This is a genomic window from Trichocoleus sp. FACHB-90 (assembly GCF_014695505.1).
GTDB classification, from domain to species: Bacteria; Cyanobacteriota; Cyanobacteriia; order Cyanobacteriales; family FACHB-T130; genus Funiculus; species Funiculus sociatus.
In genome coordinates this window covers 18,667-32,750 of record NZ_JACJOK010000014.1, presented here as the reverse complement: position 1 = coordinate 32,750, position 14,084 = coordinate 18,667, and the positions used below count along the sequence as shown (strand labels likewise).

The following is a 14,084-nucleotide window of genomic DNA, read 5'->3' as shown; positions in this document are numbered from 1 at the left end:
GTTTAGTCCACACCTAAATTTTTGAAAATCAAAATATTGCTATGCAAACATCAAAGTCTTCAGATTCCTCAATTCGTTACAGCGCTTTAGGCCTAGGTCTTCTTTTCTTATTACTTGGCTTAGCTGGATTTGTGCCTAGTTTTTTCACGGCCTCTGAGAACTTTACCTCCGAACCAGGCTTCGGCTATATATTCGGCGTATTCCCCACCAACTATTTTCATAATGCAATTGGCATTTTAGTGGGTGTTTGGGGAATTGCTGCATTTACTAGCTTAAGCGGAGCAATTGTGTTCAATCGCATCTTCGCTCTCCTCTATGCAGCAGGTGCTATTTTAGGATTGCTGCCCTTTGCAAATACCTTGTTTGGGCTGACACCACTTTTTGGAAATAATATCTGGCTCAATGCACTTACTGCTGCGATCGCTTTCTACTACGGATTTGTGAAGTCAGCAGAAATCGGTATGTCGAGTTCATCGAATGCTCAACCTAGCGTGTAACAAGAATACCTTCTCTAAGTAGAGAAAGTGTTCTAATGTTTACCGCTGGAAATTATTTCATCTGCCTTCCTTGGCACTTATTTTAGGATGCAGAAGTAGTCTCACAAGGACTACTTTTTTTTGTTCGTTTCAGTATCTGTGAGCAGCCATGATTTTGTGAGGGGAGGAGCAATGTAGACCTCCACCGCAGCGAATTTACAACGAGGAATCCTATAGCGATCGCCAATCCGATCACCACCAATTTCTTATCCTAGGACAAGCTGATGCCAAAACTGCTGAAGCTTCAAGCATTGCAGGCTCTTATTCGGCAGATGGGGAGCAGCCGGTAAAAGGTCGCGTTAATCTTCACAGCAATCAAGACGTAGCCGATAGCAACGCTCAAGGAATCCTACCCAATACGAAAAAATGCTAACATATCATTCAAATGTACGCGAGGAATTGACAATGAGTGGCTTTTTAACTCCAGAAGACTTTGAAAGAATTTTTACATCGCACTTGAAGATTGAAACGAAATCAAAATCTATAGAATCACTTTTTAGCCTACGCAGTTTAAATAAAATCAATTATACACCGTATTACCAAAGGAATTATGTATGGGATGATCATAAAGCAACTTACTTTATTGAAAGTATCTTGTTGGGTACCGAGATTCCTCCACTTGTCTTTTTCAACAATGGTTCTACCACTGAAGTAATTGATGGAAGGCAAAGATTTGAGACCATAAAACGGTTTAAAGAAATTTATTCTCCTTAACTAGGAATGGTCTAGCAGCCCTAAAGCAGATTGCTAGATCAACTTACGAGTCCTTACAAGCTAGTTCTGAGACAAAAAGTATAATTAATTTATTTCTTGATGCAAAAATTAGAATTATAGAATTTAAAATAGTTAATGAACCTAAACTTAATTCAGTACTTGAAGACAAGGTTAAGAAGGAAATATTTGGTAGATATAATTCTGGTATCACCCCTTTAAAAAAACCAGAAATAGATAATGCTTTATATGATGCAGATTCAGTCTTCCAGCATTTCAAGGACTTTGTAAAAAAAGACTCTGAGTTTGGCAATATTATTACTGACCTTTTCTTGCCTAAAAAGGAGAGTGAAATAAGTTTTGATAGTGGAAAAATCTTACAGTTTATTCGTAGGTATTTAGTCCTCTATAAGTTTCCCATCAGGTATTATTCCTGGGGAAATAATAGAACTGAAACATTAGATAAATTGTATGAACATATGGCAAATGAAGTAGAGAATGTAGATAATTTATGCAATAAATTTGTAGAAAAAGTTCGTCTAGTTCATCGAATGAAGCAGATATTTACAGAGAAAAATCTGATTTTAAAACGGCCAGCTTTTGAGTGTTTGTTATGGGGGCTTCAAGTATTAGATGCTGAAGATATTGATTTATCGATGGTCGATAAAATCGATCTGATTGAACGTTTAGGTCATGCAATTTCAGATAACAATGATAAATTCATTGATTCTCATTACTATAATAAGGTTCAAGAACGTTTTTCGTTTACAGCGAAGCTATTTGAAAAGGAATTTGCTGTCAATCTTCGTGCCTATGTAGATGGTGACAAGAAGACAAGAGATGAATTAAACTTCATCAGGAATAGTGAAAATGACGATACGGTTACGAAACTAGGTGAATTAGCCTCTCTAAGAGTAACAAAGCCAGAACCATCACTAAATTCAATAGATGATATTGCAAGAGTGATGGATCGCAATATGTTTCTTGTTCGTCCTTCTTACCAGAGATCGGAAGTAATTAATATATCCAAAGCATCTTCAATTATTGAAAGTATTCTTTTAGGTATCAGTCTTCCTGCAATCTTTATCTATAAACGTAAAGATGGTGTTTCAGAGGTGATTGACGGACAACAACGTCTATTAACAATTTTAGGTTTTATAGATAAAAAATATATGGATGAAAGTGGTCATCAATGTACAAGTAAAAACTCTGGATTTGCTTTAAAAGGATTAAAAATACTGAAGCATTTAAACAATAAAACCTACAATGATCTTAAAGATATTTTTGATGCTTCATTACAAGATAAAATTTTAGACTTTGAACTCTTGGTAGTCGAAATTCAAGAAAGTCTAAATCCAGATTTTAACCCAGTCGATCTTTTTGTTAGGCTCAATAACAAGCCATATCCGATTAGAGAGAATTCTTTCGAGATGTGGAATTCTTGGGTGGATAGAGATATTATTGAAACCATTAGAAAGAATCTTGATAAGCATAGAGAGTGGTTCTATATCAAACTTGTTAAGAGCCGTAATGATAGAGATAGGATGGAAAATGAAGAGCTTTATACATCCTTAGCATACCTTGAATATCAGCGTCTGAAGAGTAAGGATGCTGATAATCATTTGTATATTTATAATAGGAATGATGGAATCAACGTAAGAATGGGTTCATCGCACGAAATTACTAGGCTACTTCAAAGTGTTTTTGAAGATGAAGAAGTAAAGACTCACTTTCTTAAAGGTATCAAGAATGTAGAAAGCTTTGTCAAAAAAGTGAAGCTTATTTTGCTGGATAAAGATGTTGAAGGAGGCAAGGAAGCATTAGATCAGTTTTTTGGCAATGAATTGAATTTGCTATTTAAAGCGCAAAGACAAGTTCGTTCATTTAGGCGTACAAAACAAGATTTTTACATTCTTTGGTATCTTGTCAGTCCACTGAACCATGAAATGGTTAAGTTTCATAGGTTAGAAATCAAACAAGACTTGCAAAATATCTTTTATGATTTGAGGAATACTTCAGAAAATTTCACCAAAGATTTATTTCTTTCAAAAGCTCAAATTTTTCACAAAAAGTATGCAATAAAAACAAGACAAGTTAAACTTTCTGAAGCCGAAAAGATTGAAAAACTTAGAGGACAGGATAATCGTTGTGCTATCTCAGGAGCACCTCTATTTATAGGAGATGATATTGAGGTAGATCATACTACACCACTAAGCATCGGGGGAGTAGATTCCATAGAGAACCTTCAAATTACTCACAGTGACAGTAACAGAAGGAAAGGCTCTAAACCTCCATCTCAATAGATATACTTTTTGATTGTGCTGTAGTCATACCTCCTGCTGTGCTTGAATTTCATTGAGCAACATCTCGTCAGAGTAGGATTTTTCCCATTCACCCTCAAGCTTAAGCCGCACCGACTTTGCGCCACCACTGGGGGTACAGACGACCCAGTAGCTATCCTCCTGTCCTTTAACCTGAGCCGCATCCTGCTTTTCTGCGTTGCTGGAAAGCCCAGAATAGGCTTGAATGCACGTCCACGTAATGCCGTCGCTATCTGTAATCTCTCGTTCCATGAATATCCTCTGTCGTTACTTTACTTGTGTAAGGTTGGGAGCGATCGCTTCTTGATGTTGCTCGATCCAGTCCCATGCCCATTGAAAGCGTACACCTATTCGTTGGGCAGCTTGTTCATCTTCCGGGCGATCGCCTACATACAGCGAATTTTGCGGGGTGTGTTTGTGTCTGATCGTTGCTAGTTGCAACATACCCGATTGCGGTTTCCGGTACTGTCCAGACCACTTAGTTTGGCTGTGGTTATGAACATTGTGATGAGTGACGCGGAAACATTTTCTGCCCTCAAAGTCTGGGCAGAAGTAGATTTCTCTCAATGGGAATAACTCAAGCGTGTATTGCTGTTCCTTGATGCACTCTTGCATAGACTTATGACCGGCGGCAACTCCACCTTGGTTCGTGATGCCAACAATAATCCAATCATCTTTGTAGGCGCGAAGAGCAATATCAGCACCTGCAATAATGCGTTGATCTTTGGGATGTTGGAAGTGTTGCTGTCCGCTGAGTGGTTCGCGGAGTGTGCCGTCTAGGTCTATTAGTAATAAGCTCATCGTTCCTTGATGACATTCCCTGTTTTATTAACATCCTAAACGGCGCTCTATCGCTTCTCCTCTAGCTAATGGTATGCACTGCTGAGGCGCTCGACCTATCAACCTATCTTCCTAATGATTAGACTATTAATTTAATGTGTAATTCAAAATACAAATAATGGAGAAACTATTCTGTTGTAATCGTCTAAACGGTGACATTAGCACATTTTATCACCTACGAATTATCTGAAAATATTTTTAAAATCATCCCAAAGATGAAGGTAGGCATCGATTAGGTGCTATAGGGTTAACTTAAGCTGGCAGAAGATGTGCGGCACAAGCTGGAATTAGTGCTGGTTGATTCCGCTGACGAAGTATTGACAGCAACCCCGTCACCCGTAAAGCAAACGGAAGTGATGTTGGTTGGCTAAATCCTTTGAGCAAGGGGACTGTTTAGTGAATTGTGACTTGAGCGAAAAGCAAATCGATTTAGAAGATTACAGGACGACTTATTTAGAGGGGGGAGAGGCATCAAACTCAGACCCCATCCTGTTTTTGCATGGCTGGACAATTTCCGCTGCACCCTACCGCGAAAGCTTAAAATTTCTCTGTCAACGGTATCGCGCGATCGCGCCCGATCTACCGGGTTTTGGAAAATGCACTCATCCGAAATGCGCCCGCGATTCCGCTAGCTATGTCAATTGCATCGTTTCTTTTCTAGAAGCGTTGAACATTCAAAAAGTCCATGCGATCGGACACTCAGGGGGAGGATCTATAGCGATCGCCCTAGCCGCCACAAAACCATCTTTGGTAAGTAGCCTCATCATCTCAGACAGCACGGGAATTCCCCTCGGCAAATTACCAAAGGTTGCACTTGGCAGATCGATTGACATGGTGATGCAAACTCCAAAGGTAAGAGTTATCCCGATGCTGCGATTTTACCGAGCTATGCTTCACAACTGGGTATTTAATACTCAGAACATGATTCAATGCGCGCGGCTTGCACTCAAGGAGGATTTACGACCACTTTTACCACAGATTAAATCTCCGGCTTTGGTTTTGTGGGGAGGAAGCGATCGCTTTATTCCGCTGCAATTAGCTTATGAGTTTTCCCAAGGCATCCCAAATGCGCGGCTGCTCGTTGCTCAAGGGGAACATCATGAATGGACTATGTTTCGTCCAGAAAAATTTGTACCCACCATCTTTGATTTTTTAAGTGAAGTTGAGGAGATGGAAACTTTTAGGATTGCTTGAAAAATAGTTCTTTCAATCGAGATTATTAAATAAATGGTGGAATCTAAGTTGTAATGATAGTAACAACCAGGCTTAACCCAAAACTATTCCTTCGGTCAAGGTAAGACAGGCTCTAAGGATGAAGCTGTAATTTTGAATACTTTTTAGCTTTAAGACTAAGAGATTCTTCTAGAGAACGAGCTTCCCAAATGCAATCTTACGACGTTGTAACTATTGGGGCAGGTCATAACGCAAAGGAGTAATGAAAATGGTATCGACTCTTGATGACACCAAGCGCCTTGCAATTGCCAAAAAACTGGCAGAGATGAAAGCGCTACAAAATTTGCTGATTAGCAACGAGGAGAAATTAATTCAGGATTGTGCTGATGATGATATTCGCAAGCGCCTACAGGATATGGTCGAAAGCGATCGCAAAAACCTGGGTGTTATCGATACTGCGCTCGTTCAGTACGGTGTCCAGAACGAGCTTAAGGAAACAACCCAGAAGCTCATAGAGGAAGTTCAGAGACTAATGGAAGGCTCTGAGCTAACTTTATTTGAAAAAGTATTTGAGCAAGAATTGCTTAAGCACAAGCAGACCATGACTGGACTGCTAATCCACAAAGCTGCTCAAGTTGTTGGTGCTGATATTAAAGCTGCGATCGCTCCTTTAAATGCAGTTAATTTTGAAAACCGCGCTCATCAAGAGCAACTCAAAGGGGTTCTAGAAATTCTAGGCGTTCGCGAACTCACAGGACAAGACGCAAAGCAGGGACTTTGGGCGCGGGTTGAAGATGCGGTTGCAGCCTTAACAGGCGTTGCTGGTAGTGTGGTGACGCGCACCGACGATGAGATGAGTATCCGCGACCTCCTCCGCATGGATCATACTAAAGCCGATACCTTATTTGCGGAAATTTTAGGTGCTGACGATCCTCAAAAAATTCAAGAGTATTTTGGACAACTGTACAAAGATATAAAAGTTCATGGTACAGCCGAAGAACAAGTTCTCTACCCGGCAATTCGTCCGTATTACGAACATACGCAGGAAATATACGAGCAAACCGATGAAGTGATGGAGATGTTAGATAAAATTAAGCCTCTAGATCCTGCTTCATCTGAGTTTAAAGCCAAAATTGAGCAGTTAAGAACGGCGACGCGAAATCACATAAATCAAGAAGAAAAAGATGTATTCGCCCTAATCAAAGAAAACTTCAGCCACGAGCAGCAAAAGCAAATGGCTACTGATTTCAAAAGAGTTAAAAGCCAGCTACAAGACCAGATGGCTGCTGCCAATGCTTAATAGCAAGCTAATCAAAAACGACGTAGGTAGCTAAGGAAAACTTAGCTATAATTTGACTCTTTCAACCATCAGCTAAATCCTTTTTATCAAAAAGCATTTTCGGACTTTGTGCAACTATGAATAATCCAACGACGTGGAAGTATATATTTCAAATCAAAGCTGTGATTAATTGGATCGAATCTCTAGCTTTGCTGTTTGCCGACCGATGGATTCGTGAGTTGATTGGTGAGAAACCCCTCACCAATCCTGAGTATTTACAACTGTTTGTCGTGTTGGTATTTGTGATCGGAATTGGCTATTGGTGGGTCAGTCAGGACATCTCGCGCAATCGTGAAATTGTAAAACTTGGAGCGATCGCGCAATATTCTGTCTTCGGTGTGCTGGCTTATCAAACTTTGATAGGCAATGTTCACCCACTTTATCTAATTCCAGGTGTCATTGACCTTACTTTTGCGATTCTCTTCAGTGTATTTCTATACTCTTACGCTCAGGATAAACCAGCGTTGGAGTGAATATTCAGAAGGGCTAACAAGAAACTTTCTATCCAGGCTTAGATATGATTGAACTTTAGAGGATGTCTCAGAAGTTTCATAAAGTTTTGATCCCCCCCAGCCCCCGCGCTAACGCGCCGCTGCGCTAGAAAAAAGGAGGGAGAATCAAGTCTTAGTCCCCCTTTTTAAGGGGGATTTAGGGGTATCTCCACCCTATAAGCGTCTCGATTATGACTTTTGAGACATCCTCTTAGAAACAAACCTTTAGGATAATTTTGGTAAACATAAACTAATTGAGTTATGAAATTTGATTATGACCTTCTTGTAATTGGTGCGGGGCCAGGAGGACTTTCTGCTTCCGAACAGGCGGCTGGCTATGGTGCTCGTGTTGCGATCGCAGAACAGGATTCAGTCGGGGGTACTTGTGTCATCCGAGGCTGTATTCCTGAAAAACTAATGTCCTTTGCTGCTGAGTTCTCTGATGATTCTCAAGTTGCAGCAGGCTATGGCTGGAATCAAGCTCAATGCGCCTTTGATTGGCAGCAATTCATTGAGGCTAAGGAGCGGGAAATCCACCGTCTGAGCCAAGTACACAATCAAAAACTTGAAAAAGCAGGAGTCGCGCTGATTAAGGGTAAAGCCACCTTTATCGATGCTCATACCTTAGAGGTTGCAGGACGCCAAATAACAGCTGACAAAATTTTGATTGCGGTGGGAGCAAAAGACGTAAAACCAGAGATACCGGGAAGTGAAAATACCATCACTTCCAGCCAACTCTTTAGTCTCAAGCAGCAACCCAAGCATATTGCAGTAGTCGGTGGTAACTATATTCCCGTGAAATTAGCGGGTATCCTGAACAATCTCGGATGCCAAGTTACTCAAGTATTTCTGGAAGACCATATCCTATGTGCTTTTGATGAATCTCTTGCCTTAGCCGTGCAAGAAGGTATGGCCAAGCGAGGGATTCAGATTCTCGAAAATACTACGGTAAAAGAAATCAAACGTGTGGGCGATGAGCTGGATGTGATACTGTCAGGAAAAAACGCAAACACATTGAGCGTAGATACTGTCCTGTTTGCTCTATGTCGTACCCCTAATAACAGTGGCTTGGATCTGGAGAAAGCTGGTATTCAGCTCCAAAGAGGTGCGATTGTGGTGGATGAGTACAACCGAACGACACAAGCGAATATTTTTGCAGTTGGGGACTGTATCAACCGAATTAATTTTACTCCGGTTGCGATCGCTCAAGGTCGCGCTTTTGCTGATACTCAATTTGGCAACAACCCCCGCACGGTTTGCTATGAATACGTTCCATCAACCGTTAGTTCTCAGCCACAGGCGGCTACGGTTGGCTTCAGTGAAGCCGAAGCGCGTGAAAAACTGGGTGACGCTGTGCGATGCTATTGCTCCCAGTTTCATCCCCTTTTACACAGTCTGACTAACCGAGATGAGAAAACCCTAATCAAGTTAGTTGTTGATAGTCACTCAGATCGGGTGCTAGGCGCTCACATGGTGGGTGAGGGGGCGATAGAGATTATTCAATGTCTGGCTTTAGCCCTCCGCGTAGGCGCAACCAAGAAACATTTCGATGAAGCCATCGGCATTCATCCTTCAGTTGCCGAAGAGTTTCTCACTATGCGTTAATCCTACCGAGCTACTTCTAGTTCTACCTGAAATAAGTGCCTCTTGCCTCCTCTCCTCTGCCTTCGTTAACTGAAGCGCTGGCGAAGCCACAACGCAAACAGAGGTAGAGAGAGCAAGTCGGTAGTGTTGTTCCAACCCGAAACTGCGATCGCTTCCCTTCAAAGAGTGTTATACAAAGAGCGATCGCGCTTTTCGTTGCCCAAGAGGGGAGATGCGATCGCTTGGGGGCTTTTACCCGGATTGGGGAGGTGCAGTAAGCTGATGCTTATTCTAGCTATTGGGAAGTTGTTTGCGATCGCTGTAAATTTCATACAATCGCTTACTGACTTTGATGGAAATACCTGCGACGGGAAAGAGCATCTTCATCTACTCTATTTCTTCGCTCACGCCTTCGAGAAATGCGATCGCACCTTTGCCCCAAGGGTTTTCTTCAACGAAATGTTCGCCTATTTTAATAGCAGCTTTTTTGCTACCGTTCCAGAGGCGTTTGAGGTTCAGGATGTTTGAAAAGCGCGGTTTGTCTTGGATTTCGATGAGTTTTGCTTCTACGTCAATGATTTGAGCGATCGCGGTCGCGGTTTCGTTGGTAATTGGGGGGTATTTCTGTTGCAGACTGGTGATGAATTGTTGGAAGTCCAACACAAGCTGTTCCAGGTTTTCGGGTGAAGCTTGTACTTGTTTGCCGATAACATTCCCGTTGTTTTGTTCGATGATTTGATTAACGTCGGTTTTGATGTTGTACTTCGATGATTCAGTCATAATTTCCTCTGGGTATTGTAATTTGTAGTTTGGAGTTCAGATCCCAGACTTCTTTAAGAAGTCTGGGATCTAGTCTTCAGTTGCCTTGAGGTTTTGTTCGCCAATGACAGTACCGTGATTTTCTTCAATGATTTGGACAAATTCGCTATTAATGTTGTTGGTTACAGTTGCTACTGATGGCTGAGGGTTGACGACTGGGGGTAGCTGCTTGCGGAAAATTTCGTAGTTATAGAACTGGCAATTTTGTTGAATGTTAGAGAGAACGTATATAGCTGATAACCAAGCGGGGGTAGATATCAAATCTAGTAATTCAGGCAGATACTTTGCTGATACCTTACCAGGAATTCTTCTAACAAATTCCCCCAAAAACATAGCTGGGAATTGATGCATTTCTCTAATCAAATAGTTTAGAGAGGCTTGTAGTTTCAGTTGTTGGAGTAACACATGAATTTTTGATTCTATAGCCTCTATATCAGCCTCATCTAATGCAACACTTGCCATTCTACGAACTTCAGAGTCTGGATCTTCCAACAACAATTGGTGCAATTCAGAACTTGTTCCTTCTCGATCAATCTCACCTAATGCCATAGCAGCTCTTCCGCGAACATCAGGCTCTGGATGTTCCAAGTACCCAAGGAGTCCGGGAACTGCTAGTTTTGATTTAATCTGAGCTAGAGCAGTACCCGCTTTCCAACGCACGTAAGAATCTGAGTCTTCTAGCTGATGAAGTAATTCAGGAACAGCCATCTCTGAGCCAATTTTACCTAGGGCTTCAGCAATTTGACCACGCACAATACTATTGGGATCTTTCAGTTGCTGAAGTAATCCTGGAACAGCCATCTCTGAGCCAATTTGACCTATAGCTTCAGCCGCTTTTCTACGAACAAAGTCATTTGGATCTTTCAGTTGCTGGAGCAATTTAGGGATAGCCTTGTCTGAACCAATTCTACCCAAGGCATCTAGTACTCTCCCACGTATACCTAAATCTGGTTCTTCAAGCAGTTTAAATAAGTTTTTAATGGCGGTTTCCTCTCTGATCCAACCCAAAGCCTCAATTGTTATTGCTATCTCTGATAGACTCCCATTTGGATTTTCCAATTGCTGAATTAGTCTTCTAGAAACTTCCTCTGGCGCAATCTCTCCCAGTGCCTGTGCTGCTTCGCTACGCACTTTAGACTTCGGATCTTTTAGCAGTTCAAGTAGTCGAGGAACAGTTTTTTTCGAGGCAATCTTTTTAAGAGCTATAACTGCGCGGCAACGTACTTCAGAGTCCGGGTCTTTCAACAAATGACATAGTATTTTGGTAGCCATGTTAGATCGACTAACGCCCAGCAGATGCGCCTCCAATGGCTTGGACAAACCTAGCTGCGCGATCAATTCCACCGTCTGCCCCTGAAACTCCTCCTTCACCTCCCCCGCCAACCTCGCCCCCAACCCCAAATCCACATCCAACGCTAACCTTACCAGCCGCACCTCCTGCCCCTCATCTTCCAGCAACGCCACCATCAGCGCTACAGGTTCCGTCCATTTCAGATAATTCAAATAGAAATGCTGCAACCGCTCATCATCCATCACATCCGGATGCCGATTCTCAACCCTTGCCAGCAACGCTTCTGCCGCGTAATATTCCTGAAACAACTGGTGATGAAACTCAATCCGCCTCGGATCTGCCGCCACTTGCAGTAAATGATGTTCCAGTAAATCCTCTAACCATTCCTTCGCCTTCGTTGGTGCATTAGTTTCCCCTCGTTGTCTTAACTCTTCTTCCAGTATCCTCTCTGCCTTACTGCGGGCAACTGTCAACCACACCTCCGTTGGTTTCTCCCTATCCCCCCGCACCATCTCAAACGCCAGATGCTGCAACACCTCCGACTGAAACCGCCGAAAATCTCCGGAAACGGGCGGATTTTGCTTATGCTGGTTGTACTTCTGGTCAAATGCCCGAAACAACTCCCCCTTACTCTTAGGTATCTGCTGCGTTTGCGGATCGAATACCTCACACAGCATCTTCAGCAACAGGGGAGTTTCCGCCACCTCCCGCAATCTATCCTGTAATTGCCGCAGCAACAAATCCCCATACTCCGGCAAATACTTGCCCACAAACTCCCGCATTTGAGTATCCGTGAGTGGGCGCATTTCCAGCTTTTTCTCAATCCCCAAATCACCTCCCACCGCCAAATCCCGCGTCGTGAAAATCATCGGCGTATGGGGATTATCCTCCCGAAACTCCTGCAATTCTCGCCGCAACTCCTCCGACGGGATTTCATTCACCCCATCCAGCAACAGAAAGAGCCGCTTTTTTCGCAGCAGCCGCTTGATATCCTTCTCATTAACCTCCCAGTCAAGATCCCCCTTCTCGAATTCATCTTGAATAGATTTCAAAATAGAGCGATCGCTCTTTAGCTGCACCAATACTGGAATCGGTTGCCCATCATCTTCCTGCGCCGCCCCTGCCATCTCCAACAACAACCGCTTCAGCGTCGTCGATTTCCCCGAACCCGGTTTCCCCGACAGCAACACATGATGATGAGTCGCCACATATTTCCGCAAACCCTCTAATACAGGAAATGGCTCAACCTGCTGCCTTGGTTCCTCTCTCTCCCTACCTCCTGATTCCTCACGCACTAATGGTTGGGCTTCCAACACCGTGTACCGGGATAATGTCTCCTGGTAACGAGGTGTGGTACAAACAAACTTTAAATAGGGAGAAAAATCAACGCCAACCATCGAGAGCTAAATTCGCCAGTCCATGATTTATGTTACTCGATGCTTTCTTAGGCATCCCGACTGCAAGACTCTCCCAGAAAGTAAAGTAGTGTTAAGCTAACGCGCATTTAGTATAGGAATTGGGAAGAACCGTCAAGCTTTTGAGCTGCTTGTCACCCCTTGAGCGATCGCTCCCGCACAGCTTGCCATCAACTGAGGCGCTGGCGAAGCCACAACACAAACAGAGGCAGAGCAAGTCGGTAGTGTTGTTCAGAACCATAAATCAAGCCTTTGTGCTGCAATCCTGCGATCGCGCCTTGGAGACTCCCCCCTCTCGAAAGGTAATGCTTGTGAATGTAATCTCGACTTTGTGGCTTGTCAGTAGGGTCTAACGCCAGAGACTCCAACAGATGCGCCTGATTAGCTGGAAGCAGCATCAGTAATGACTCGAAGACCATCGATAGGTCGGCTAGCAGTTCTTGGATTGCCTGCTGGACGTGCCAATCGCGAATTAGCCCGTCAGAAACTCGTACCGACTTGAGGCGTCGCACCAGTGCCGAAGCATCGCCTAAGTGCCCCTGCACCGCATTGACAAACAGTTCCAGCGCTTGCGATCGCGGATCGAAGGTCAGCCCTTCGCCATGCAAAACTTCCTGCACCCAAGCAGCAACAACATCATTAGCTAAGGGAGCCAGCTTCACGATTTCCAAATGATTCCCCGGTTCATCGACATGAAGACTGATTTCTGCAATCGTTGCCACCAGTACATAACTCACCTGAGTCTGGCGCTCGATTTCTTTCCGCAAAAATGTTTCCCACACCCCATTGCGATCCCAAGAGCGGATATGGGGAAAGCTTTCCAAAATCAGCACCACCCGTCCGCCGGAAGATTCGGCTAACCCTTGCAGGAGATCGAGTAATACCTCAAATGCGCTCCATTGCAGCTCTTGGCTCTCTACCCGAACGGGTTTCAGCCGCTCTCTGCCATTTCCTTCGTCTTTCAGGACAAATAATTCAGCGGCCTTGCGTTCAGTCCACTCTCTGATGAAAGCTTGAGCCGTTGTACTTTGAAACGTCTGGTCTATGCTCTCGCACAGCAGTTGCACGAAGCGCTGACCATCAGTAACCCGGATGCAGTCAACCTCCACGATTTTAACTCCAACTTCCTGAGCTGCCCGCCGTACCAGAGTCCGCCGTCCGCTTCCCGGCACTCCAGCAATTAGTAGGTCGCCATCACGGGCTAAAACTTGGGTAATTCGCTGGAATTGCGCTTGCCGCCCAACCAATTGAAACGGTGCTGATAAATCCACAAGATTCACGGCTTTAGCGTCCCGATCCCAAGTGTAGAAACCTTCCGGCGGCACGCCTTGACTCGTTGGCAAGCCGCCAACTGTATCGGTGGGCGAGCCAGGGCTGAGGTTAAGCATTGATTTGCCAATCGATTCTCTCATCCGGCTATTGCTGCGTGTTTTATCCTACCCGATCTCAAGCTCAAACCAACAAGTTAGTGTGGCATGAGTCTATAGTTTACCCTGGCACTTTTCAATAGTGTTAATGTTCTTTAGCACTATTGAAAAGTGCTATATATGTTTTAGCACCATTT

At 43.5% G+C, this 14,084-nt stretch carries 13 protein-coding genes; 7 read left to right on the top strand and 6 right to left on the bottom strand.

Translation table 11 applies throughout. From position 1 onward, the window contains the following. Positions 1 to 41 precede the first annotated feature (41 nt). The 3 genes from H6F74_RS03760 to H6F74_RS03750 all read left to right on the top strand — a co-directional run bounded on the left by H6F74_RS03760 (position 42) and on the right by H6F74_RS03750 (position 3,550). On the top strand, positions 42 to 497 hold the full coding sequence (locus H6F74_RS03760) for a DUF4383 domain-containing protein (RefSeq protein ID WP_190436529.1): 456 nt from the start codon (positions 42 to 44) through the stop codon (positions 495 to 497). A gap of 444 nt (positions 498 to 941) precedes the next feature. Continuing rightward, the gene (locus tag H6F74_RS03755; protein ID WP_190436526.1) at positions 942 to 1,250 is read left to right on the top strand and encodes a DUF262 domain-containing protein; all 309 of its coding nucleotides are present in this window, start codon (positions 942 to 944) and stop codon (positions 1,248 to 1,250) included. Between the two features lie 476 nt (positions 1,251 to 1,726). Next, entirely contained in the window at positions 1,727 to 3,550 is a 1,824-nt protein-coding gene (locus tag H6F74_RS03750) for a DUF262 domain-containing protein (RefSeq protein WP_190436523.1), read from the top strand. A gap of 24 nt (positions 3,551 to 3,574) precedes the next feature. On the opposite strand, the gene H6F74_RS03745 is transcribed toward H6F74_RS03750, so the two are convergent. Together H6F74_RS03745 and H6F74_RS03740 are read right to left on the bottom strand one after the other, a co-directional pair. Next, positions 3,575 to 3,820: a hypothetical protein gene (locus H6F74_RS03745; RefSeq protein ID WP_190436521.1), complete on the bottom strand. Its 246-nt coding sequence runs from the start codon at positions 3,818 to 3,820 to the stop codon at positions 3,575 to 3,577. Between the two features lie 15 nt (positions 3,821 to 3,835). Further along, a complete protein-coding gene (locus H6F74_RS03740; protein WP_190436518.1) occupies positions 3,836 to 4,369 on the bottom strand; it encodes an HAD-IIIA family hydrolase in 534 nt (177 codons plus the stop codon). Between the two features lie 402 nt (positions 4,370 to 4,771). Between H6F74_RS03740 and H6F74_RS03735 the strand changes: the two genes are divergently transcribed. The 4 genes from H6F74_RS03735 (at position 4,772) to gorA (ending at position 9,016) form a co-directional block, all read left to right on the top strand. Then, positions 4,772 to 5,602, top strand: coding sequence for an alpha/beta hydrolase (locus H6F74_RS03735; protein ID WP_190436515.1), 831 nt, complete (start codon positions 4,772 to 4,774; stop codon positions 5,600 to 5,602). Between the two features lie 247 nt (positions 5,603 to 5,849). Further along, positions 5,850 to 6,881, top strand: coding sequence for a hemerythrin domain-containing protein (locus H6F74_RS03730; protein WP_190436512.1), 1,032 nt, complete (start codon positions 5,850 to 5,852; stop codon positions 6,879 to 6,881). Positions 6,882 to 6,997: 116 nt separating this feature from the next. Next, complete coding sequence (locus H6F74_RS03725; RefSeq protein WP_190436510.1) at positions 6,998 to 7,393, top strand: hypothetical protein; 396 nt, start codon at positions 6,998 to 7,000, stop codon at positions 7,391 to 7,393. 279 nt (positions 7,394 to 7,672) lie between these two features. Then, positions 7,673 to 9,016, top strand: coding sequence for a glutathione-disulfide reductase (gene gorA, locus H6F74_RS03720; protein ID WP_190436507.1), 1,344 nt, complete (start codon positions 7,673 to 7,675; stop codon positions 9,014 to 9,016). 158 nt (positions 9,017 to 9,174) lie between these two features. Here the strand turns inward: gorA and H6F74_RS03715 are convergent, their stop codons facing one another. The 4 genes from H6F74_RS03715 to H6F74_RS03700 all read right to left on the bottom strand — a co-directional run bounded on the left by H6F74_RS03715 (position 9,175) and on the right by H6F74_RS03700 (position 13,800). Continuing rightward, complete coding sequence (locus H6F74_RS03715) at positions 9,175 to 9,327, bottom strand: hypothetical protein (protein WP_190436504.1); 153 nt, start codon at positions 9,325 to 9,327, stop codon at positions 9,175 to 9,177. 55 nt (positions 9,328 to 9,382) lie between these two features. Continuing rightward, positions 9,383 to 9,775, bottom strand: a complete 393-nt coding sequence (locus H6F74_RS03710; protein ID WP_190436501.1) for a hypothetical protein — start codon at positions 9,773 to 9,775, stop codon at positions 9,383 to 9,385. Positions 9,776 to 9,844: 69 nt separating this feature from the next. After that, positions 9,845 to 12,502, bottom strand: coding sequence for a HEAT repeat domain-containing protein (locus H6F74_RS30380; RefSeq protein ID WP_190436498.1), 2,658 nt, complete (start codon positions 12,500 to 12,502; stop codon positions 9,845 to 9,847). Between the two features lie 188 nt (positions 12,503 to 12,690). Then, positions 12,691 to 13,800 carry an AAA family ATPase gene (locus H6F74_RS03700; RefSeq protein ID WP_347269473.1) on the bottom strand — a complete coding sequence of 370 codons (1,110 nt, stop codon included), beginning with the start codon at positions 13,798 to 13,800 and terminating at the stop codon, positions 12,691 to 12,693. Between the last annotated feature and the right edge of the window lie 284 nt (positions 13,801 to 14,084).